Raw genomic sequence first — 20,922 nt, forward strand, 5'->3', positions numbered from 1 at the left:
CCGGAGAACCGGGGCCGGGATGGCACGCATCCCCCACGCCCCCGGCGTGCGACCTCCCCTTCCGCCTCGTGGACCGGCCCGGCGCGCATCGCACACGCGAGGGCGGCAGGAGGCGGCGGCCGCACCCGTCCGATCCGGTCGTGCCTTCGCCGGCCGGGACACTACGGCTTGCCACGTGAGGGTTGTGCTATGTCACTCCAGCAGGACGAGCGGCGTCCGCTGTCAGGGGCCCAGGAGGGCCTCTGGTACGCCGGGCGGCTCGCGTCGGACAGCGCCGCGTACAACACCGGCGAGGCGGTGGAGATCCACGGGCCGCTCGACACCGGCCTGTTCGAGACCGCGCTGCGCCGCACGGTCGCCGAGGCGGACACCTTCGCCCTGCGTTTCGTCGACACCGACGAGGGCCCCCGCTGCCATCGCGCCGCGGACGCGGACGACTGGCCACTGCACCACGTCGACGTCCGCGACAGCGCCGACCCCGAAACCGCCGCCTGGGACTGGATCCGCGCCGACCTGGCCACCCCGGTGGACCTGGAGAAGGGCCCGCTGTTCTCACACGCCCTGCTGACCCTCGCCCCCGACCGGTTCATCTGGCTGCTGAGGGCGCACCACATCCTCCTCGACGGCTACAGCTACAAGCTCCTCGGGCGCCGCCTGGCCGAGACCTACAACGCGCTCGCCGCGGGGCGCGAACCGGACCCCGCCGGTTTCGCCCCGGCGAGCCGACTCCAGGCGGACGAGGCCGCCTACCGCGCCGGCGACCGCTGCGCCCGGGACCGCGCCCACTGGGCGGCCCGCCTCGCCGACCTCCCCGAACCCGCCCGGCTCACCTCCCGCACGGCCACCCCCACCGCCCCCTTCCTGCGCCGCACCGCCGAACTGGCGCCCGCCGAGGTGGACGCCCTCGACCAGGCCGCCGCGCGTCTCGGCGTGGCACGCAGCGACTTGCTGGCCGCCGCCACCGCCGTGTACCTGCACCGGATGACCGGCAGCAGGGACCTGGTGCTGGGGCTGGCCACGATGAGCCGCCTGGGCAGCGCCGCGCTGCGCACCCCCGGCACCGCCTCCGACATCCTGCCGCTGCGGGTGGCCGCCGCCCCGGACACGCCGCTCGCGGACCTGGTCCGGACCGTCGCCGAGGAACTGCGCGCCCTGCGCCGCCACCAGCAGTACCGCGGCGAGTACCTGCGCCGCGACCTGAACCTGCTGGGCACGGGCCGCCGCCTGTTCGGTCCGGTGCTGAACATCGTCCCCTTCGACGAGTCGCCCGTCTTCGACGGCCACCCCACCACCTGGCACCACCTCTCCGGCGGAGCCGTGGAGGACCTGCAGATATCGGTCCGGCCCGGCGTCGACGCCGGCGGCCTGTGGCTGGCCTTCGACGCCAACCCCGCCCTCTACGACGAGGACGAACTCGCCCTGCACCGCGACCGGTTCCTCACCGTCCTGCGCCGGCTGACCGAGACCGCGCCGTCCACCGCCCTCGCGCAGCTGGACGTCCTGCTTCCCGGCGAGCACCCGGGCGACGCCGCCGCCTCCGCGTATCCCGTCGAGCACACCCTCACGCAGCTGTTCGAACAGCGAGCGGCCACCGTCCCCGAGCGGACCGCCGTCACCTGCGGCGACACACACCTCACCTATGCCGCGCTCAACGCCGAGGCCAACCGCCTGGCCCGGCTGCTGACCGAGCGCGGTGCGGGCCCGGGCCGGGTGGTCGCGCTGGCGCTGGAACGCGGTGCGCGACTGCTGCCCGCCCTGCTGGCCGTCCTCAAGACCGGTGCCGCCTACCTCCCCCTGGACCCCGGCCACCCGGCCGAGCGGCTGCGCCTGGTCGTCGAGGACGCCGCCCCGGTCACCCTCGTCACCGAACGCGCCCACGCCCACCTCGCCGGCGACGCGGTCCCCGCCCTCCTCCTGGACGACCCGCGGACGACGGCGGACCTCGCCCGCCGTCCCGCCGACGACCTGACCGACGCCGACCGCGACGGGCCGACGAGCCCCGCCGACATCGCGTACGTCATCCACACCTCCGGCTCCACCGGCCGCCCCAAGGGCGTCCCGGTGCCGCACGCCAACGTGGTGCGCCTGTTCTCCGCCGCCGCGGAGCACTTCGCCTTCGGTCCGGACGACGTGTGGACGCTGTTCCACTCCTACGCCTTCGACTTCTCCGTGTGGGAGATGTGGGGCGCGCTGCTGCACGGCGGACGCCTGGTCGTCGTCCCCCACGCCGTCAGCCGCTCCCCCCGGGACTTCCTCGAGCTGCTCCACCGCGAGGGCGTCACCGTCCTCAACCAGACCCCGTCCGCCTTCGAGCAGCTGATCGACGCCGATCTCGAACGCGGCGGCGACAGCGGGGCGCTGCGCTACGTCGTCTTCGGCGGCGAGGCCCTGCGTCCGGCCCGGCTGCGCCCCTGGGCCGACCGGCACGGCCTGGACCGCCCGGCTCTGGTGAACATGTACGGCATCACCGAGACCACCGTGCACGTCACCCACCACCGCCTCACCCGGGCCGATCTGGACGACCCGCGCCGCGGCAGCGTCATCGGCCGGCCCCTGTCCGACCTGCGCGTCCACCTCCTGGACGCCGAGGGACGGCCGGTGCCGCCCGGCGCGAGCGGCGAGATGTACGTCTCCGGCGCCGGTGTGGCCGCCGGGTACCTCCACCGGCCCGAGCTGACCGCCCAGCGCTTCCTCGACGACCCCTTCGGTCCGCCCGGCACCCGGATGTACCGCTCCGGCGACCTGGCGCGGCGCCGCCCGGACGGCACCCTCGACTACCTCGGCCGGGCCGACGCCCAGGTCCAGATCCGGGGCTTCCGCGTCGAGCCGGGCGAGATCGAGGCCGTCCTCGCCGCCCATCCCCGGGTGGCCCGGGCCGCCGTCGTCGCCCGCCGCGCCGACAACGGCGCCCAGCACCTCGTCGCCTACGTCCTCACCGCGGGCGACACGCCCGCCGACCCCGCCGAGTTGCGCGCCCACGCGGCCGCCTGCCTGCCCGAGCACATGGTCCCGGCCGCCTGCGTCCCCGTCGACGCCCTGCCCCTGACCGCCAACGGCAAGCTGGACGTACAGGCCCTGCCCGCGCCGGACTTCACCGCCGCCGCCTCCGGCACCCGCCCCGAGACCCCCCACCAGGCGCTGGTGTGCGCCCTGTTCGAGGACGTGCTGAAGCTGCCCCGCGACACCGTGGGCACCGACGTCGACTTCTTCGACCTGGGCGGCGACTCGCTGCTCGCCACCCGCCTGCTGGCCCGGCTGCGGCACGACACCGGCGCGGAGATCCCCATCACCGTCCTGTTCGAGACCCCGACCCCGGCCGCGCTCGCGGCACGGCTGGCCGCCCACTCCACCGACGTCGCCGACGCCCTGCCCCGGCCCGTCCTGGGAGCCGCGGTGCGTCCCGAGCGGGTGCCGCTGTCCTTCGCGCAGGAACGCATGTGGTTCCTGCACCGGCTCGGCGACCGGGCCGCCACCTACAACATCCCGCTCGTGGTGACACCGCCCGCCGACCTCGACGCCGACGCGCTGGAGGCGGCCCTCGGCGACCTGGCCGACCGCCACGAGAGCCTGCGCACGGTGTTCGCCGAGCACGACGGCACGCCCCACCAGCGCGTCCTGCCGCCCGGCACGCTGCGCCCGCGTCTGCGCCGGGTCGACTGCCCCGCCACGGAGAGCGCCGCCCACGTCGACGCCGCCCTGCGCCACCGCTTCGACCTCGCCGCGGAAAGCCCCCTGGCCGCCTGGCTGCTGGGTCCGGCCGACGACCGCACGCTGCTGCTCCTGCTGCACCACAGCGCCGCCGACGGCTGGTCGCTGCGCCCGTTCGCCGAGGACCTGACCGCCGCCTACGCGGCCCGCCGTGCCGGCCGCGCCCCCGAGTGGACGCCGCTGCCGGTGCAGTACGCCGACTACGCCCTGTGGCAGCGCGCCCTGCTGGCCCCCGCACCCGACGGCACGGGCCGCCTGGAGCGGCTGACCGCGCACTGGCGCACGGCCCTGGCCGGCCTGCCCGAGGAGTGCACGCTGCCCGGCGACCGGCCGCGCCCCGAGGCGCCGCGCGGCACCGGCGCCCACCTCGAGACGGTCGTGGACGCCGCCCTGCACCGCGACCTGCTCGCCCTGGCCGACCGCGAGGGCGCCAGCCTGTTCATGGTGCTGCACGCCGCCGTCAGCGCCCTGCTCACCCGCTGCGGCGCCGGTGAGGACATCGTCCTGGGCACCCCGGTCGCGGGCCGCACCGAACCCGCCCTGGACCAGCTGGTCGGGCTGATCACCAACACGCTGGTGCTGCGCGCCGACACCTCGGGCGACCCCGCCTTCCGCGACCTGCTCGCCCGGCTGCGCACCGCCGACCTGGCCGCCCTGGACCACCAGGACCTGCCCTTCGACCGACTCGTCGACGAGCTCAACCCGCCCCGCCACCCCGGTCGGCACCCCCTGTTCCAGGTGATGCTGGCCCTGCAGAACAACGACCCCGCCGTCCTCGAACTCGACGGGCGCCGGGCCCGGTTGCGGCCGATCGCCACCGGCACCGCCAAGTTCGACCTCTTCGTCGACGTCCTGGAACGGCACACCCCCCAGGGCGCCCCCGACGGCCTCACGCTCCACGTCGAGTACGCCACCGACCTGTACGACGGCTCCACCGCCGACGCCTTCGCACGCGCCCTGCACGACGTCCTGCGCGCGGTGAGCACCGACCCCGCCGTGCGCGTCGGGCGGTTGCCCACGGTCCCCGAGCGCACGCCCGCCCCGTCCGGGCCCGCCGTCGCGGAGCTGGAGGCGGCCGCGCTGTCCGTGCCCGGCATCCGCGACGCCCGCGCGCTGCCGGCCGCCGACGGCCGGGCGCCACGCCTGTTCGTGGTGCCGGGGCGTGCCGACGCGACGGAACGCGTCGAGGAGGTCCTGGACCGCGCGGGCCACGGCACCGTCCGGGTGACCGCCGTCAACGCCCTGCCCCACGACGAGGACGGCCTGCTCGACACCGACGCGCTGACGGCCCTGCCCGCCGTCGACCGCACCGCGACCACCGCCTGGCGCGAGCGCCTGACCCGCGTCCCCGGGGTGACCCACGCCGAGGTGACGGTCGAGGACGCCCCCGAGGAACTGGGCCGCCGCCACGCCGGGCTCGCCGACCGCGCCCCGGACACCACCGGCACCGAGCCCACCGGCAGCGGCACGCCGGCGTCCGCCGTACCGGCGCTCAGCGAGGGCCCCGCGCTCGTCGAACCGTCCGTCTCCAGTTGGGCGCAGGCCCTGCGCCGCGCCGCGGAGCGGGCGCGGGGCGACATCGTCCACGTCCACGCCGACGGCAGCGAGCACCGGCGCAGCTACGCCTCCCTCATCCCCGAGGCCTCCCGCGTCCTGGCCGGACTGCGCCGGGCCGGACTGCGCCCCGGCGACCAGGTCATCCTGCAGTGCGACGCCACCGAGGACTTCCTGGCCGTGCTGTGGGGCTGCGTCCTGGGCGGCTTCGTCGCCGTCCCGCTGACCGTGCCCGCCTCCTACGACACGCCCTCGGCGGCGCTGACCAAGCTGGAGGGCATCTGGCGGATGCTGGGCCGGCCCTGGATCGTCTGCTCCGCCGACCGCGAGGCCGGGCTGCGCGAGCTGGCGGCCCGGCAGGAGTGGCCCGCGCTGCGGCTGACCACCGCCGACGCGCTGCGCGCGGCGCCCGAGGACCGCGACTGGCATCCCGCCCGGCCCGACGACCTCGTCCTGATGCTGATGACGTCCGGCAGCACCGGCCTGCCCAAGGCGGTGCGGCTCACCCACCGCAACGTGCTGACCCGCTCGGCCGCCACCGAGCAGATGAACGCCCTCAGCTCCCGCGACGTCTCCCTGAACTGGATCCCCCTCGACCACGTCACCGGCGTGGTGATGTTCCACCTGCGGGACGTCTACCTGGGCTGCCGCCAGATCCACGCCCCCACCTCGTGGATCCTGCAGGACCCGCTGCGCTGGATGGACCTCGCCGACCGTCACCGGGTCACCGTCACCTGGGCGCCCAACTTCGCGTTCGGTCTCCTCGCCGAGCAGGCCGACCGCTTCGCCGACCGCGCCTGGGACCTGTCGCCGATGCGGCTGGTGATGAACGCCGGCGAGGTCGTCGTGGCCGCCGCGGCCCGCCGCTTCCTGCACGTGCTCGAGCCGTTCGGCCTGCCGCAGGACGTGATGCACCCCGGCTGGGGCATGTCCGAGACCTGCTCGGTGGTCACCGACGCCGTGCTGCCCGGCGAACCCGTCCCCGGCGAGGGCACGTTCGTCAGCTGCGGCCTGCCCTACCCCGGCTTCGCCATGCGCGTCGTCGACGACACCGGCACGGTGCTCGCCGAGGGCGACGCCGGCCGTCTCCAGGTCCGCGGCACCTCGGTGACCGGCGGCTACCACGACAACCCGGACGCGAACGCGGAGGCGTTCACCGAGGACGGCTGGTTCGACACGGGCGACCTGGCGTTCCTGCGCGCCGGCGAGCTGTACATCACCGGACGCGCCAAGGACGTCATCATCGTCAACGGCGTCAACCACTACAGCCACGAGATCGAGGCGTGCGTCGAGGAACTGCCGCACGTGGTGCGCAGCTTCACCGCCGCCGTCGCGGTGCGCTCCGCCCCGTCCGCGCCCACCGACGAACTCGCCCTGTTCCTCCACCTCTCCCCCGAGGCCGCCGACGGGGACACCGCCGCCGCCCTGCGGGAGATCGCCGGCAAGGTGACCCGGGAGATCGGCGTCAGCCCCGCCTTCCTCGTCCCGGTCGCCCGGGACGCCGTTCCCAAGACGGAGATCGGCAAGATCCAGCGCACCAAGCTGCGCAAGAGCTTCGAGGCCGGCGTCTTCGACGAGGAGGTGCGCGCCACCCAACTGCTGCTGGGCACCGCCGCGACCGTGCCCGACTGGTTCCTGCGGCCGGTCTGGCAGCGCGCACACCGCCACGGCCCGCGGCAGGCCACGCCCGGCCGGCACACCCTCGTCCTCGCGGGCGACGACCCGCGCTCCCTGCGGATCGCCGAGCGGATCGCCGGCACCCTGCGCGCCACGGGCGAGCGGTGCACCGTCGCCTGCGACGGCACGTCCTACGCCCGTCTCGACGCCGCCCGCTACCGGATCCGCCCCGGCGAGCAGAGCGACCTGGCCGCCCTGCTCGACCAGGTGGAGCACGACCAGCGGCCGGTCGACGCCGTGATCCACCTCGGCGGGCTGCGCGGCACCGACGACACGCCGCCGGCACGGCACGACACGCCGGCTCTCGACAGGGCGGCGGCACCGCACGAGGAGAGCGGCACGCTGTCCCTGCTCGCCCTCGCCCGGGCGCTCGCCTCCCGGACCGGACGGCAGCGTCCCGTCGACCTGGTGTACGCCACCGCGGGCGCCCAGGGCGTGCGCGCCGGCGACCGGGTCCACCCGGGGCACGCGATGGCGGGCGCCCTGCTCAAGTCGCTGACGGAGGAGCTGGGTCGGCTGCGCGGCACGCACGTCGACCTGCCGCCGGACGCCGACGAGGACGCGCCCGCGCTGCTGCTGGCCGAGGCGCGCGTCGCCGCCGACGCCGCCGAGGTGGCGTACCGCGACGGCCACCGCCTCGTACGCCGTCTCGCCCCGCTGCCGGACGCGCTCCCGCGTCCGAGGCCGGCCGCCCCCGAGGGCTTCACCCTGCTCACCGGTGGCCTGGGCGGCGTCGGCGGCGAGGTCGCGGCGCATCTGCTGCGCACGCCCGGCACCCGGCTGCTGGTCCTGGGCCGCACGCCCGAGGACGACCTGGACGCCCCGGCGGACGGCCCGCGGCGCGGGGAGGTGCTGCGACGGCTGCGCGAGCTGGGTGAGGTCCGCTACGCCCGCGCCGACGTCACCGACGAGTCCCAGGTGCGCGCCGCGGTGGACGCGGCCACCCGGGCGTGGGGGGTCCCCCTGACGTCCGTGCTGCACCTGGCCGGGACGCTCGTCGAGCGCCCGGTGGGCGAGCTGGACGAGGACACCTGGCGGCAGGCGGTGGCGGCGAAGGCGGGCGGCGCGTGGACGCTGCACCGGCTGACCGCCGACCACCCGGTCGCCTCCTTCGTGACCTTCTCCTCCGTCAACGGCTTCTTCGGCGGCGCCATGAACGCCGCCTACGCCGCCGCCAACGCCGCGCTCGACGCCCTCGCCCTGTACCGCCGGGGCCTCGGTCTGCCCGCGCAGTCCCTGGCCTGGAGCATGTGGCGCGAGCAGGGCATCAGCCGCGGTTACCGGCTCGCCGCGCTCACCGAGGCCCGCGGCTACCGGCTGCTGGACGTGCCGGCCGCGCTGCGCTCCTTCGACCTGGCGCGCACGCTCGACCTCCCGCACCTGCTCGTCGGCGCCGACCGCACCGCCCCCTGGGTGCGCAGCCACGTGACGGCACCCGTACGACCGGTGCGGCGCCCCGCCGCGCGCCTCGGCCTGGCGGACGGCACCGACCTGGGCGCCCTGTACCGCGCGGCGAGCGACGCCGCCCGTGCGGCGGGCCTGGTCGACGACTGGGTGCTGCGCTCGGCCGGCACCGCCGACCACCCCGAGCGGGCCGACAGGGGTGAGGAGACGCGGCATCTGGAGAGCAGGCTCGCCGAGGTGTGGTGCGCGGTGCTGGGCCGCGACCGGGTGGGCCTGGACGAGAACTTCTTCGACCTGGGCGGCAACTCGCTGCTGCTGGTCACCGCGCAGAGCGCCGTCAACAGCGCCTTCGACGCCGATGTGTCGGTGGTCGACCTGTTCGCCCACCCCACCGTCCGCGCCCTGGCCCGCCACCTGGCGGCCACCACCGGCACCGCCGCCGCGCAGCCGTCACCGGGCCCGGACACCGCGGGCGCCCGGGCGGACGGCCCGGCCGGACACCGGTCCGCCGAGCCCGCCCCCAGCGGTCTGGACCGCGCCAAGGAACAAGCACGACGGCAGCGTGCGGCCCGTGCCCGCCGCACCGCACGCCACGGAAAGGACCGCGGCCATGCATGACACCCCCGCAGCGCACGCCGAGGAGGAAGTCCCCGCCGTCGCCGTCATCGGCATGGCGGGCCGCTTCCCCGGCGCCGACGACCTGGACGCCTTCTGGGACAACCTGGCGGCCGGCCGGGAGTCGGTACGCCCCGTCAGCGACGAGGAGTTCCTCGCGGCGGGCGGCGACCCGAGCGACCTCGACGACCCGTCCCTGGTGCGCATGGCCTCCGTCGTGGAGGGCGTCGACCGCTTCGACTCCGGCTTCTTCGGCTACAGCCCCGCCGAGGCCGCCGTCGTCGACCCGCAGCAGCGGCTGCTGCTGGAGACCGCCTACCACGCTCTGGAGGACGCCGGCTGCCTGGGCGAGGGCCGCGACAGCGGGGCGTTCGGCGTGTACGCGGGCAGCGGCGACAGCCGCTACTACCCCGCCCACGTCCACCCGCGCTTCGCCGGGCAGCCCGGCTCGGTCGCCCTGGTGCACGCGGCCACCGCCAACTCCCTGGGGACGCTCGCCACCCGCGTCTCCTACGAACTGGGCCTGACCGGCCCGAGCGTGTCGCTGCAGACGGCCTGCTCCACCGCGCTGGTCGCCGTGCACACCGCTTGCCAGGACCTGCTGGACCACCGGTGCGACACCGCGCTGGCGGCCGCGGTCTCCCTCAACCCCTCGGCCGCCCTCGGCTACCGGCACGTGCCCGACGGGCCGTTCTCCCCCGACGGCCACTGCCGCGCCTTCGCCGCCGACGCCGCCGGCACCTCCTCCGGCGACGGCGTGGGCGCCGTCGTCCTCAAGCGTCTGGAGGACGCCCTCGCCGACGGCGACCGCATCCGCGCCGTCATCCGCGGCAGTGCCGTGAACAACGACGGGCGCCGCAAGGTCGGCTTCAGCGCGCCCAGCGCCGCCGGACAGACCGAGGTCGTCCTCGCCGCGCAGGCCCAGGCCATGGTGGACGCGGGAACCATCGGCCTGATCGAGGCGCACGGCACCGCCACCAAGCTCGGCGATCCCATCGAGGTGGCGGCGCTCACCGAGGCGTTCCGGCAGAGCACCGACGCGCGCGGGTTCTGCGCCCTGGGGTCGGTGAAGACCAACATCGGCCACCTGGGGGCGGCCGCCGGCATCGCCGGGCTCATCAAGGCCGTGCTGGCGCTGGAGCACCGCCGGATCCCGCCGAGCCTGCACTTCGACCGGCCCAACCCGCTCATCGACTTCGACTCCGGCCCCTTCCGGGTGCCGACCGCCCTGGAGGACTGGCCGGAGCGCGAGCACCCGCGCCGGGCCGCCGTCTCCGCGTTCGGGATCGGCGGCACCAACGCCCACGTCATCCTGGAGGAGGCCCCGCCCGCCTCCCCCGCCGCGCCGCGCCCGCCCGAGGACGGCCGCCGCCTGGTGCTGCCCCTGTCCGCCCGCACCGCCGGCGCCCTGCGCGGCCAGGCCGACGCCCTCGCCCGGCACCTCGAACGCCGTCCCGACCTGCGCCTGGACGACGTCGCGCACAGCCTGCGCACCGAACGGCCCGCCCTGCGCCACCGCCTCACCGTCACCGCCTCCTCCCGCGAGGAGGCCGTCGACGCCCTGCGCTCCGCCGCGCCCGTCACCCCGCCCGCGGGCGACGACCCGGCCCGGGTGGCGTTCCTGCTGCCGGGCGGCGGCACCCAGTACCCCGGCATGGGGGCGGAGCTGTACCGCGAGAACGCCGTGTACCGCGACACCGTCGACGAGTGCGCGCGCATCCTGCGGCCCGTCCTCGGCGGCGACCTGCGCACCACGCTCGTCGAGCGCCGCCCGGGCGACGACACGGAGGCCTTCCTCGGCCTGGTGGTGACCGAGTACGCGCTGGCCCGCACGCTGATGGAGGCGGGCGTGCGCCCGGACGCCCTCGTCGGCCACTCGCTCGGTGAGTACACGGCCGCCTGTCTGGCCGGGGTGATCGACCTGGCGGAGATGCTGCCCCTGGTCACCGAGCGCATCCGGCTGATCAGCTCGGCGGGCGGCGCCACCACCGGCGTCGCCGCACCGGTCGAGGAGATCGAGCCGCTGCTCGACGACCAGTTGTCCCTGACCGCCGTCAACGGCCCCACCGCGTGCACCGTCGCCGGGCGCCTGGACGCCGTCGCCCGCTTCGAGGCCGAACTCACCCGCCGGGGCGTCCCCTTCCGCCGACTGCGCATCCCCGTCGCCGCCCATTCCCACGTCCTGGACCCGGTCCTGCCCGCCTTCGAGCACCACCTGCGCCGGGTCACCCTGCGCCCGCCGCGCATCCCCTACGTCACCAACGTCACCGGCGACTGGATCACCGACGCGCAGGCCACCTCCGTACAGCACTGGCTGGACCACACCCGGCACACCGTGCGGTTCGCCGACGGCATCACCGCGCTGTGGGAACGCCTGCACCCGGTGCTCGTGGAGATCGGGCCCGGGGACACCCTGACCAAGCTGGCCGGCAACCGGCTCGCCGACCGGGCACCGGTGACCGTCACCACCATGCGGCACGCCAAGGCCGAGGCGGCCGACGGATTCGTCCTCGCCGAGGCCCTGGGCCGGCTGTGGAGCGCGGGCGTCGACAGCGCCCTGCCCCCGGCACCGGACACCGCCCGGCGGGTGCCGCTGCCGCCGTACGCCTTCGAACGCCACCGGCACTGGATCGACGCGCCCGGCGCCCGTACGGACCCGGCCGCGCCCGGCACCCCGGCCGCGACACCCGTCCCCGGTGCCCTCGCCCCGCGCCCTCGGCTGACGACGCGGCACGTGCCGCCGCGCACCGACCGCGAGGAGGCGGTCACCCGGCTGTGGGAGGAGACCCTCGGCATCGGCGGCATCGGCGTGCACGACAACTTCTTCGACCTGGGCGGCGACTCGATGCGCGCCGTGCTCCTGGCGGGCCGGCTGCGCCAGGAGGGCGTTCTGGACGTCCCCGCGGCGAAACTGCTGGCCGCGCCCACCGTCGCCGGAATACTCGCCGAGGAACCGGCGGACGCCACGCCCGGGACGGCTCCCGCCACCGCGCTGGGCCCGCTGCTGCCGCTGCGCGCGGAGGGCACCGCCGTCCCGCTGTTCTGCCTGCACCCCGGGGCGGGCGTGTCCTGGCGCTACACCGGCCTGCTCCCCCACCTCGGCGGCGACCAGCCCGTCTATGGCGTCCAGGCCCTGGGTCTGGACGGCACCCGGCCTCCCGCGCCGGACGCCGCCGCGATGGTCGCGGCGTACCTCGACGTGGTGCGCCAGGTGCAGCCGCACGGCCCCTACCGGCTGCTGGGCTGGTCCTACGGCGGCTTCGTGGCCCACGCCATGGCCTGCGCGCTGCAGGAGGCCGGGGAACGGGTGGACCTGCTGGCCATGCTCGACGCGCCCCAGCCGCACGGCACCCCCTACGACCCCGGGACGGCCGAACGCCAGGTCGCGGCCCTGCTGTCCCGGGTGGCCGGCCTGCCGGTGGCACCGGGGGCCGGGGCGGCGGACGTGGAGCGCGTCCTGGACCGTATCGAGGCCGACGCGCAGAGCGCGCCGATCACCCGGGCGCAGGCCGCGGCGATCGCCACGGTCATGCGCAACAACCTGCGCATCGCGCCGCAGTTCGCGCCCGGCCGCTTCCGCGGCGACGTGCTGTTCTTCAGCGCGGCCGAGGAACCGGCCACGGACTTCGCCGGCGACCTCGCCGTCCAGCCGGGCAAGGCCGACGCGTGGCGCCCGTACGTCGACGGCACCCTCCACGACCACCAAGTCCCTTGCGGGCACTACGAGATGACAGAGCCCGAGCCGATCGCCCGCATCGGTGAAACGGTCGCCAAGGCCCTGCGCGCCCTGAGCGTCTGACCCCCGGCCGGCCGGTTCGCCCCCGCGGGCCCGCCCCTGCACCCGAGTGCACCCCCGTAGCCCGACCGTCCCCACCCGAGTACGCCCCGACCGTTCAGGAGACCCCGCGTGACCGCGACCCAGGACCTCTACGAGCTCGGCGACGCGCCCGAGATCGGCACCGTCCCCCGCCGGATGTACGCCTCGCTCATCCGCCGCGAGCGCTACGGACGGCCCGTCGACGCCTTCCGCACCGAGGTGGTGGACGTCCCGCCCGTGGGCCGTGGCCAGGTCGCGGTCAAGGTGATGGCGGCCGGCATCAACTACAACAACGTCTGGGCGGCACTGGGCGAGCCGCTCGACGTGATCACCGCCCGGCAGAAGGCCGGCGCCACCGAGGACTTCCACATCGGCGGCTCGGACCTGTCCGGGATCGTGTGGGCGGTCGGCGAGGACGTACGCGGCGTCGGACTCGGCGACGAGGTCGTGGTCCTGGCCAGCCGCTGGGACGAGTCCGCCGAGGACGTCCGCCTCGGCGCCGACCCGGCCTTCTCCTCCACCCAGCGCGTGTGGGGCTACGAGGAGAACTACGGTTCCTTCGCGCAGTTCGCGGTCGTCGACGACTACATGTGCCATCCCAAGCCGGCCCGGCTGTCCTGGGCGGAGGCCGCCTGCTACATGGCGACCGCCGCCACCGCCTACCGCCAGCTCTTCGGCTGGCAGCCGCACACCGTGCGACCGGGCGACCCGGTGCTGATCTGGGGCGGCGCGGGCGGGCTCGGCTGCATCGCCATCCAGCTCGTCCGCCACGTCGGGGGGATCCCGGTGGCGGTCGTCTCCAGCCAGGAGCGCGGTGAGTTCTGCCTCAAGCTCGGCGCCGAGGGCTTCATCGACCGGCGCGAGTTCGACCACTGGGGACGGTTGCCGGACACCTCCGACGAGGCGGCCACGGCCCGCTGGCTGAGCGGCGCCCGCGCCTTCGGCCGGCGGTTCTGGGAGGTGCTCGGCGAACGCCGCAACCCGCGCATCGTGCTGGAGCACTCCGGCGCCGACACCGTCCCCACGTCGATGTACCTGTGCGACAACGGCGGCATGGTCGTCCTGTGCGGCGGCACCACCGGCTACAACGGCGACGTGGACCTGCGCTTCCTGTGGATGCGACAGAAGCGGCTGCAGGGCTCCCACGTGGCCGGCGCCCGTGAGGCGCGCGAGGTGACCCGGCTGATCGCGCAGGGCGTCATCGACCCGTGTCTGTCCCGGACCTTCGCCTTCGACGAGATCGGCCTGGCCCACCAGCTCATCCACGACAACCGCCACCCCGCGGGCAACATGGCGGCACTGGTCAACGCACGCCCCGACTCCTGACCGGCGAAGGCCCTTCCCCCGGCGGCGACGCCCCGGGCGAAGGGCCTTGCGGTTCCCGAGGGCTCAGCGGTCGCTCAAGCGGCCGGCCAGCCGGGCGATCAGGGGGACGCACGCGCGCAGGTGCTCCTGCTCCCGCGCGCTGAGGGCGTCCTCGATGGCCGCGTTGAGCCAGTCGGCGCGCCGAGCCCGTTCGCCGCTCAGGCGGGCGCGCCCGCGGTCGGTGATGTGCAGCAGCAGCTTGCGGCCGTCGGACGGGTGCGGTTCGGCGCGCACCAGGCCGGCGCCCTGCAGGTCCTTGACGGTCTTGGCGGCCGACTGGTGCGTCACGCCGCGCAGGTGGGCGAGTTCGGCGGTCGTGTGGGGGCCGCCGCGATCGAGGTGGCCGAGGACGGCTGCCTCCCCCGCGGGCATGGTGTCGACGGCCCGTGCGGCGCGCACCAGTTCCCCGACGGCGCGCCGCAGGTCTTCGGCGAGGGTGTCGTCCATGCGCTCATCCTAGCGAGCTCACACAACCGTATTGTACAGTCCAGTTGTACAACTTGGTTGCACAGTTCACGGGAGGAGCCCGCCATGCGGCTCATCAAGTACGGCCACGCCTGCGTCGGCGTCGAGAAGGACGGCCGGCGCCTGGTCGTCGACCCGGGCGGCCTGACCGACCCGCGGGTGCTCGACGGGACCGACGCGGTCCTGGTCACCCACGAGCACTTCGACCACTTCTCCGAGGAGAACCTGCGCCGGGCCGCCGAGGCGAACCCCGCCCTGCGGATCTGGACCAACGCGTCCGTGGCCGGCCGGCTGGAGGGCCTGGGCGGCCGGGTGACGGCCGTCGGCCACGGCGAGGCGTTCGAGGCCGCCGGCTTCACCGTCGAGGTCCACGGCGCCTGGCACGAGACCATCCACCCCGACATCCCGCGGGTGGGCAACATCGGTTTCCTCGTCGACGGCGCCCTCTTCCACCCCGGCGACGCCCTGACCGTCCCGGACGTCCGCGTGGACACCCTGCTGCTGCCGGTGCACGGCCCCTGGTCCAGCACGGGCCGGCTGATCGACTACGTGCGCGAGGTCGCGCCCCGCCACGTCTACGCCGTCCACGACGGCGCCCTCAACGACACCGGCCTCGCCATGGTCGGCGGCCTCCTCGGCGCGGGCGGCCCCGGCACCGGCGCTCCCTACGACCGCCTCGCCGTCGGCGCCGGGGTCGACCTTCCCGCGGCGTCGGCCCAGCCCAGCGCGTAACTGAACACGCCCGCGCCGACCGGCAGGACCCTCACCCGCACCGCGCACGCCGGACCGGTGCGCGGAGCGATGCACAGTGCGTCGCCGCACGGCTCGGCCCGCAGGTCCCGCAGCGTCCCCGTCGGGGCGGTCACGGTCTGACCGGCCGCGAGGCACAGGGCCTTCCACGCGGCCTCCTTCGCGGAGAACAGGCCCGTCAGCGACCAGGGCCCGCCCCGCGCCCCCGCGGCGGTGCCGAGCAGCCGCTCCTCGTCCGGGCCCAGCACCAGCCGTGCCGCGGCGTACGGCAGCGGCCGCAGCTCCAGATCGCAGCCGAGCGGGGCGTCCTCGCCCGGCCCGCGGGCCACGGCGACGGCGACGCCCGCACTGTGCGAGATGGACGCCGCCCGTCCGCGCGGAAACACGGGCAGTCGGCCCGAGCGGGGAATCTCGCCGCACTCCAGACCCACCGCGCGCAGCGCGCGCCGAGCCGCGTGCCGCCCGGCCAGGAACTCCAGGCGGCGGCGCGCCGGCATCGGCGCGACGGCGGACTCCTCCGCGGGACCGGCCGGTCGAAGCCGCGGCTCCCCGACGTGGGCGATGCCCAGGCCGAGCCCCGCGGCGGCCGGCAGCGGACCGAGCCGCCGCAGCGCGCCGACGGTGTCGTCCCCGTCCGGCGCGAGCCGATCAGGGGGCCGGGCCCCGCCGTCACCGCCTTGCGGGCACAGGGGGGAATGCGCAGCGGGCTCGACCGGGCCGTCCGCACCGCCGTCCACCGTCAGACCCGCAGCAGCTTCTTGACGATCTTCCCGGCCGGGTTGCGCGGCACCTGGTCGATGAACTCCACCCGCCGCGGGCGCTTGTAGGGCGCGAGCAGCCGGGCGACGTGCTGCAGCAGCTCGGCCGCGCTCGGGTCCGCGCCCGGCTCCGGCGTGACGTACGCCAGGGGCACCTCGCCGTAGTCCTCGTCGGGCATGCCGACGACCGCCGCGTCGTGCACCGCCGGGTGGGACGTCAGGGCGCGCTCGATCTCCGAGGGGTAGACGTTCTGACCCGCGCGGATGATGACGTCCTTCGTGCGGTCCACGAGGCTGATGCGGCCCTCGTCGTCGACGAAACCGAGGTCGCCGGTGCGGATCCAGCCGTCGAGGGTGATCTCGCGGGTGGCCTCCGGGTCGTTCCAGTAGCCCTGCATGACGCCCGGCCCGCGCACCACGATCTCGCCGATCTCGCCGCGCGGCACCTCCCGGCCGCCCCGGTCGACGGCCCGGGCGGACATGCCCGGCACGACCCGTCCGCACGGGATGCGGGCGGCGACGTCCCCCGGCGCGGGGTGCTCGTCGGGGCCGAGGGTCACGAAGGGACCGCCGACCTCGGTCATGCCGTACACCTGCCGGAAACCACAGCCCAGCCGCCGCACCGCCTCGGCGTACACGTCCAGCGGCATCGGCGCCGCGCCGTAGAGGATCTCCCGCAGGGAGGAGAAGTCGGTGTGCTGCGCGGCCTTGGCCTGGAGCATGAACCGCAGCATCTGCGGCACCATCCACAGGTGCGTGGCACGATGGCGTTCCACCGCGGTCAGCGCCCGCTGCGGGGTGAAGCCGGGCATCAGCACCACGGTGGCGCCGGCGGCCAGGTAGGTGAGCGACACGACCATGCTGCCGTGGTAGAGCGGGCAGCAGTTCACCATCACGATGTCGTCGGTGGGCCGGGCCATGACCAGCCAGCCCAGGGCGATCGCCCGGAACGACCCGCTGTCGACGGTGACGCCCTTGGCCTGTCCGGTGGTCGCCGAGGTGTGCAGGACGGCGATCGGGTCGCTGTCGGCCACCCGGGGGAGTTCCCGCTCGGGCGCCAGGGTGCCCAGCGCCGCGAAGGCGGGCTCGTCCAGCGCCACCCTGGTGCGGACCGATTCCGGCAGCCGGGGATGGCGGTCCAGCAGCTCGGACTCGCCGAGCACGGCCACCGCGCCGACGCGCTCGATGATGCCGGCGACCTCCGGCTCGGCCAGGCTGTGGTTCAGCGGCACGAACAGCGCGCCGAGCCGGGCGAGCGCGAAGTAGCTCTCCAGCACCTCGACGCGGTCCTTGGACAGGACGGCGACGCGGTCACCGCGCCGGACACCCGACTCCGCCAGGCCCAGAGCCAGTTCCATTGTACGGTCGTGCAACTGCGCCCAGGTGACGCTGCGTCGCTCGTCCACGAGCGCCGTCCGGTCCGGCCAGCACTGCCGGTTGCGCTCCAGCAGCTGCGTCAGCCACATCACGCACCGCCGGCGGCGCCGGCGACGGAGCGCTCGGCCACGAACCGCTCGTAGTCGGCGATGGTGTGCAGCCGCTCCATGTCCTCGGCGGTGATCTCCACCCCGAGGCGCTGCTCGACGAGCAGCACGAGGCGCACCAGGTCCCCGGAGTCGATGCCGCTGGCGGCGAGGTCGACGTCGTCGCCGACCTCGCTCGCGTACTCGCCGGTGCCGGTGAGTTCGACCAGCAACTCCCTGATGGTGCTCATGGTTTCCCCTTTCGCCGCGGCGTGCCGGCGGCCGTGCGGTTCCCGACTGTCACCTCCTCAAGAGGCGAGCGGGGTCCGGTCGCACTCCCCGGGCGGACCCGTGAGCTTTGTCACGCGCCCACGTGTCGCACGGCGGGATAGCCGGGGCCGTCGCCCGCCCTCATTGACAGGACGAAGACACCCGCTCCGCCCGGTCCGCCCGCTGAGGCGGGACCCGGGCGTGCACCGACCGGAGGAGAGATGCGCGTGCCCAGGCAGCCGGTGGGGGACCCCACGGGAAGGCACCCCGTACGCCTTGCCGCCGCGGCGAACCTCGCGCGGGCGGACGGTGCCGCGTGAGCGCGCGGACGACCGCCGCCGGCAGCCGGCAGGAGGAGCTGCTCGCGCACTTCGACACGCTGATCGCCGACGGCGGGACGATCGAACCGCGCGACTGGATGCCCGACGGCTACCGCCGCATGCTCATCCGCCAGATCGCCCAGCACGCCCACTCCGAGATCATCGGCATGCAGCCGGAGGGCGCCTGGCTGACCAGGGCTCCCTCCCTGCACCGCAAGTCGGTGCTCATCGCCAAGGTCCAGGACGAGGCGGGCCACGGCCTGTACCTGTACTCCGCCGCCGAGACCCTGGGCGTGGACCGCGCCGACCTGCTCGACGCCCTGCACAAGGGGCAGCAGCGCGCGTCGGCCACCTTCAACCACCCCGCGCTGACCTGGGCCGACACCGGAACCATCGCCTGGCTGACGGACGGCGCCGCCGTCATCAACCAGGCCCCCCTGTGCCGCACCTCCTACGGACCGTACGCACGCGCGATGCGCCGCGTCTGCCAGGAGGAGGCCTTCCACGTGCGCCAGGGCTACGACCTGATGCGCGCCCTGTGCGAGGGCACGCCCGAGCAGAAGGCGATGGCGCAGGACGCGGTGAACCGCTGGTGGCTGCCGGCGGTGGCGCTGATGTTCGGCCCGCCCGACACCGAGGCGGGCGGGGCCGACGCGCGGACCGCCGCGCCGGGGGCCGCGGTGTCCCGCCGCGCGATGGCCTGGGGCATCAAGCGCCACACCAACGACGAGCTGCGCCAGCGCTTCGTCGACCAGTGCGTCCCGCAGGCCGAGCGCCTCGGCCTGACCCTGCCCGACCCGGCCGTCCGCTGGAACGAGGAGCGCGGCCACTACGACTTCACCCCCGTCGACTGGGACACCTACCGCGACGCGCTGGGCGAGGACACCCATTGGGCGCGCCGGCGGATCGCCCACCGCAGGGCCGCCCACGAGGACGGCGCCTGGGTACGGGAGGCCGCCGCCGCGTACGCGGCACGCGGGGCGGCCGTCGGATCGCCGGCCGGCCACGAGACGGCCGGCCCGCACCAGGCCGCCCCGCGGACGCAGGAGGAGGACGCATGAGACACGACGCGGAGGGCGCACCCGCGTCCTGGGAGGTCTTTCTGCGGGCCCGGCGCGGCCTGGCCCACCAGCACGCGGGATCCGTGCGCGCCACGGACCCGGACGCGGCGCTCGCGGTCGCCCGGGACCTGTACACGCGCCGCGGCGAACCGCTGTCGCTGTGGGTGGTGCGCTCGGACGCCGTGCACGCCGCCTCCCCCGACGAGCACGACCCCTACTTCGCGGGCGCCCGCCACAAACCGTACCGGTACCCCGACCACTTCCCACCGCTGAACGACGAGCCGCTGCACGAGGAGGGGCCGGACGGTGACCACGACCAGTGACGACCGGGCAGGCACCGTGACCGCCCACCGCGCCGCCCTGAGCGCACCCGGCGGCCCGCCCGCGGCGGGCAGGTACGGGGGCACGGCGGGCGCCGGGGACGTTCGTGCGGACGCCGACCTCGCCCTGTGCCTGCTGCGCCTCGGCGACGACGCCCTCGTCCTCGGACAGCGGCTGTGCCAGTGGATCACGCGCGCCCCGACGATCGAGGAAGACCTCGCGCTGTCCAACATCGCCCTGGACCTGATCGGCCACGCCCGCGCCCTGCTCACCCGCGCGGGACGACTCGACGGCACCGGACGCACCGAGGACGACCTCGCCTTCACCCGCGGCGAACGCGAGTTCACCAACACCCTGCTGACGGAACTGCCCAACGGCGACTTCGCGCAGACCGTCGCCCGCCAGCTCGCCTTCACCCACTACGCGGTTCTGCGCTACGCGTCCCTGGCCGGCTGCCCGGACCCCGAACTCGCCGCCTTCGGCACCCGGGCGGCCAAGGAGGTCGCCTTCCACCGGCTGCACGCCGACCGCTGGACCCGGCAACTGGGCGGCGGCACGGCCGAGAGCACCCGCCGCATGCAGCGAGCACTGGACCACGTCTGGCCCTACGTCGGCGAGCTGTTCGACGAGGACGACGCGACCCGGCGCCTGGCGGCCGCCGGGACCCTGCCCTCGCCCGCCCCCCTGCGCCGGGAGTGGGAACAGCGCGTCGCCGGTGTCGTCACCGGCGCCGGACTCACCGTGCCGAAAACCACCTGGCAGGCCCGCGGCGGCCGATCCGGCCTGCACACCGAGGAGTTCACCGCGCTGATCGCCGAACTGCAGTCGGTGCACCGGCAGTTCCCCGGGGGGACCTGGTGAACGCGACCGTACCGGCCCCGGCCCCCCTCGACGCGGCGGAGGTGCGCAGGCGCGTGGAGGCGCTGCCCGACCCCGAGCTGCCGGTGATCGGCCTCGGCGACCTGGGCGTGGTGGGCTCGGTCGGCCCGGGACCCGACGGGACGCTGGAGGTCGAGATCACGCCCACCTACCTGGGCTGCCCGGCGCTGCCCGCGATCACCGCCGCGGTCCAGGACGTCCTGACCGCGTGCGGCCACCCCGACGGACGGGTGCGGCAGGTGCTGTCCCCTCCCTGGACGACCGACCGCATCAGCCCGCACGGCCTGCGCGAGCTCGCCGCGCACGGCATCGCCCCGCCGGTGTCCACGGCGGCCGGCGGCCCCGTCCCCGTGGAGCTGGGCGCCGTGGCCTGCCCGCACTGCGGCTCGCGCGCCACCCGGCCGCACAGCCCCTTCGGTCCGTCGCGCTGCCAGTCGGTGATGTGGTGCACGGCGTGCCAGGAGCCCTTCCCCCACCTGACCGCGCTGTGAGGCA

The 20,922-nt window shown here is 75.5% G+C and carries 12 protein-coding genes; 8 read left to right on the forward strand and 4 right to left on the reverse strand.

Going from position 1 to position 20,922, the window contains the following annotated elements; all coding sequences use genetic code 11:
• Positions 1 to 189 precede the first annotated feature (189 nt).
• The 3 genes from ACH4F6_RS00065 (at position 190) to ccrA (ending at position 14,101) form a co-directional block, all read left to right on the forward strand.
• Complete coding sequence (locus ACH4F6_RS00065; protein ID WP_397957507.1) at positions 190 to 8,961, forward strand: amino acid adenylation domain-containing protein; 8,772 nt, start codon at positions 190 to 192, stop codon at positions 8,959 to 8,961.
• On the forward strand, positions 8,954 to 12,757 hold the full coding sequence (locus ACH4F6_RS00070; RefSeq protein ID WP_397957508.1) for a type I polyketide synthase: 3,804 nt from the start codon (positions 8,954 to 8,956) through the stop codon (positions 12,755 to 12,757). Before ACH4F6_RS00065 ends, ACH4F6_RS00070 begins: the two co-directional genes overlap by 8 nt.
• A gap of 108 nt (positions 12,758 to 12,865) precedes the next feature.
• Positions 12,866 to 14,101, forward strand: a complete 1,236-nt coding sequence (ccrA, locus tag ACH4F6_RS00075) for a crotonyl-CoA carboxylase/reductase (RefSeq protein WP_397957509.1) — start codon at positions 12,866 to 12,868, stop codon at positions 14,099 to 14,101.
• A gap of 63 nt (positions 14,102 to 14,164) precedes the next feature.
• Here ccrA and ACH4F6_RS00080 read toward each other — a convergent pair whose 3' ends face one another.
• Positions 14,165 to 14,587 (reverse strand): MarR family winged helix-turn-helix transcriptional regulator, encoded by a 423-nt coding sequence (locus ACH4F6_RS00080; protein WP_397957510.1) that lies wholly within the window; start codon positions 14,585 to 14,587, stop codon positions 14,165 to 14,167.
• Between the two features lie 84 nt (positions 14,588 to 14,671).
• On the opposite strand from ACH4F6_RS00080, the gene ACH4F6_RS00085 reads away from it, so the two are divergent.
• Positions 14,672 to 15,337: an MBL fold metallo-hydrolase gene (locus ACH4F6_RS00085; protein WP_397957511.1), complete on the forward strand. Its 666-nt coding sequence runs from the start codon at positions 14,672 to 14,674 to the stop codon at positions 15,335 to 15,337.
• Here ACH4F6_RS00085 and ACH4F6_RS00090 read toward each other — a convergent pair.
• From ACH4F6_RS00090 to ACH4F6_RS00100, 3 genes are read right to left on the reverse strand one after another with little or no spacing between them, the layout of a single operon-like run.
• Positions 15,271 to 16,092 carry an enterobactin synthetase gene (locus ACH4F6_RS00090; RefSeq protein ID WP_397957512.1) on the reverse strand — a complete coding sequence of 274 codons (822 nt, stop codon included), beginning with the start codon at positions 16,090 to 16,092 and terminating at the stop codon, positions 15,271 to 15,273. The genes ACH4F6_RS00085 and ACH4F6_RS00090 overlap by 67 nt on opposite strands.
• A gap of 2 nt (positions 16,093 to 16,094) precedes the next feature.
• A complete protein-coding gene (locus ACH4F6_RS00095) occupies positions 16,095 to 17,579 on the reverse strand; it encodes a class I adenylate-forming enzyme family protein (RefSeq protein ID WP_397957513.1) in 1,485 nt (494 codons plus the stop codon).
• Positions 17,579 to 17,827 (reverse strand): acyl carrier protein, encoded by a 249-nt coding sequence (locus ACH4F6_RS00100; protein WP_397957514.1) that lies wholly within the window; start codon positions 17,825 to 17,827, stop codon positions 17,579 to 17,581. The genes ACH4F6_RS00095 and ACH4F6_RS00100 overlap by 1 nt, the downstream gene beginning before the upstream one ends.
• Before the next feature lie 335 nt (positions 17,828 to 18,162).
• Here ACH4F6_RS00100 and paaA point away from each other — a divergent pair, with 335 nt between their 5' ends.
• From paaA to paaD, 4 genes are all read left to right on the forward strand, one after another.
• Positions 18,163 to 19,227 (forward strand): 1,2-phenylacetyl-CoA epoxidase subunit PaaA, encoded by a 1,065-nt coding sequence (gene paaA / locus ACH4F6_RS00105; RefSeq protein WP_397957515.1) that lies wholly within the window; start codon positions 18,163 to 18,165, stop codon positions 19,225 to 19,227.
• Positions 19,224 to 19,550, forward strand: a complete 327-nt coding sequence (gene paaB, locus ACH4F6_RS00110) for a 1,2-phenylacetyl-CoA epoxidase subunit PaaB (RefSeq protein ID WP_397957516.1) — start codon at positions 19,224 to 19,226, stop codon at positions 19,548 to 19,550. The genes paaA and paaB overlap by 4 nt, the downstream gene beginning before the upstream one ends.
• Positions 19,551 to 19,674: 124 nt before the next feature.
• The gene (paaC, locus tag ACH4F6_RS00115; RefSeq protein WP_397958185.1) at positions 19,675 to 20,409 is read left to right on the forward strand and encodes a 1,2-phenylacetyl-CoA epoxidase subunit PaaC; all 735 of its coding nucleotides are present in this window, start codon (positions 19,675 to 19,677) and stop codon (positions 20,407 to 20,409) included.
• On the forward strand, positions 20,406 to 20,918 hold the full coding sequence (gene paaD, locus ACH4F6_RS00120; RefSeq protein ID WP_397957517.1) for a 1,2-phenylacetyl-CoA epoxidase subunit PaaD: 513 nt from the start codon (positions 20,406 to 20,408) through the stop codon (positions 20,916 to 20,918). The genes paaC and paaD overlap by 4 nt, the downstream gene beginning before the upstream one ends.
• The last annotated feature ends 4 nt before the right edge of the window (positions 20,919 to 20,922 follow it).

Source organism: Streptomyces sp. NPDC017936 (assembly GCF_044328485.1).
Classification (GTDB): Bacteria; Actinomycetota; Actinomycetes; order Streptomycetales; family Streptomycetaceae; genus Streptomyces.

What these genes read in the sequence shown, in the direction of transcription:
- ACH4F6_RS00100 (WP_397957514.1), bottom strand. Translation starts at nt 17,827, where the DNA reads ATGAGCACCATCAGGGAGTTGCTGGTCGAACTCACCGGCACCGGCGAG.
- ACH4F6_RS00070 (WP_397957508.1), top strand. Translation starts at nt 8,954, where the DNA reads ATGCATGACACCCCCGCAGCGCACGCCGAGGAGGAAGTCCCCGCCGTC.
- paaB (WP_397957516.1), top strand. Translation starts at nt 19,224, where the DNA reads ATGAGACACGACGCGGAGGGCGCACCCGCGTCCTGGGAGGTCTTTCTG.
- ACH4F6_RS00085 (WP_397957511.1), top strand. Translation starts at nt 14,672, where the DNA reads ATGCGGCTCATCAAGTACGGCCACGCCTGCGTCGGCGTCGAGAAGGAC.
- ACH4F6_RS00095 (WP_397957513.1), bottom strand. Translation starts at nt 17,579, where the DNA reads ATGTGGCTGACGCAGCTGCTGGAGCGCAACCGGCAGTGCTGGCCGGAC.
- ACH4F6_RS00065 (WP_397957507.1), top strand. Translation starts at nt 190, where the DNA reads ATGTCACTCCAGCAGGACGAGCGGCGTCCGCTGTCAGGGGCCCAGGAG.
- ACH4F6_RS00080 (WP_397957510.1), bottom strand. Translation starts at nt 14,587, where the DNA reads ATGGACGACACCCTCGCCGAAGACCTGCGGCGCGCCGTCGGGGAACTG.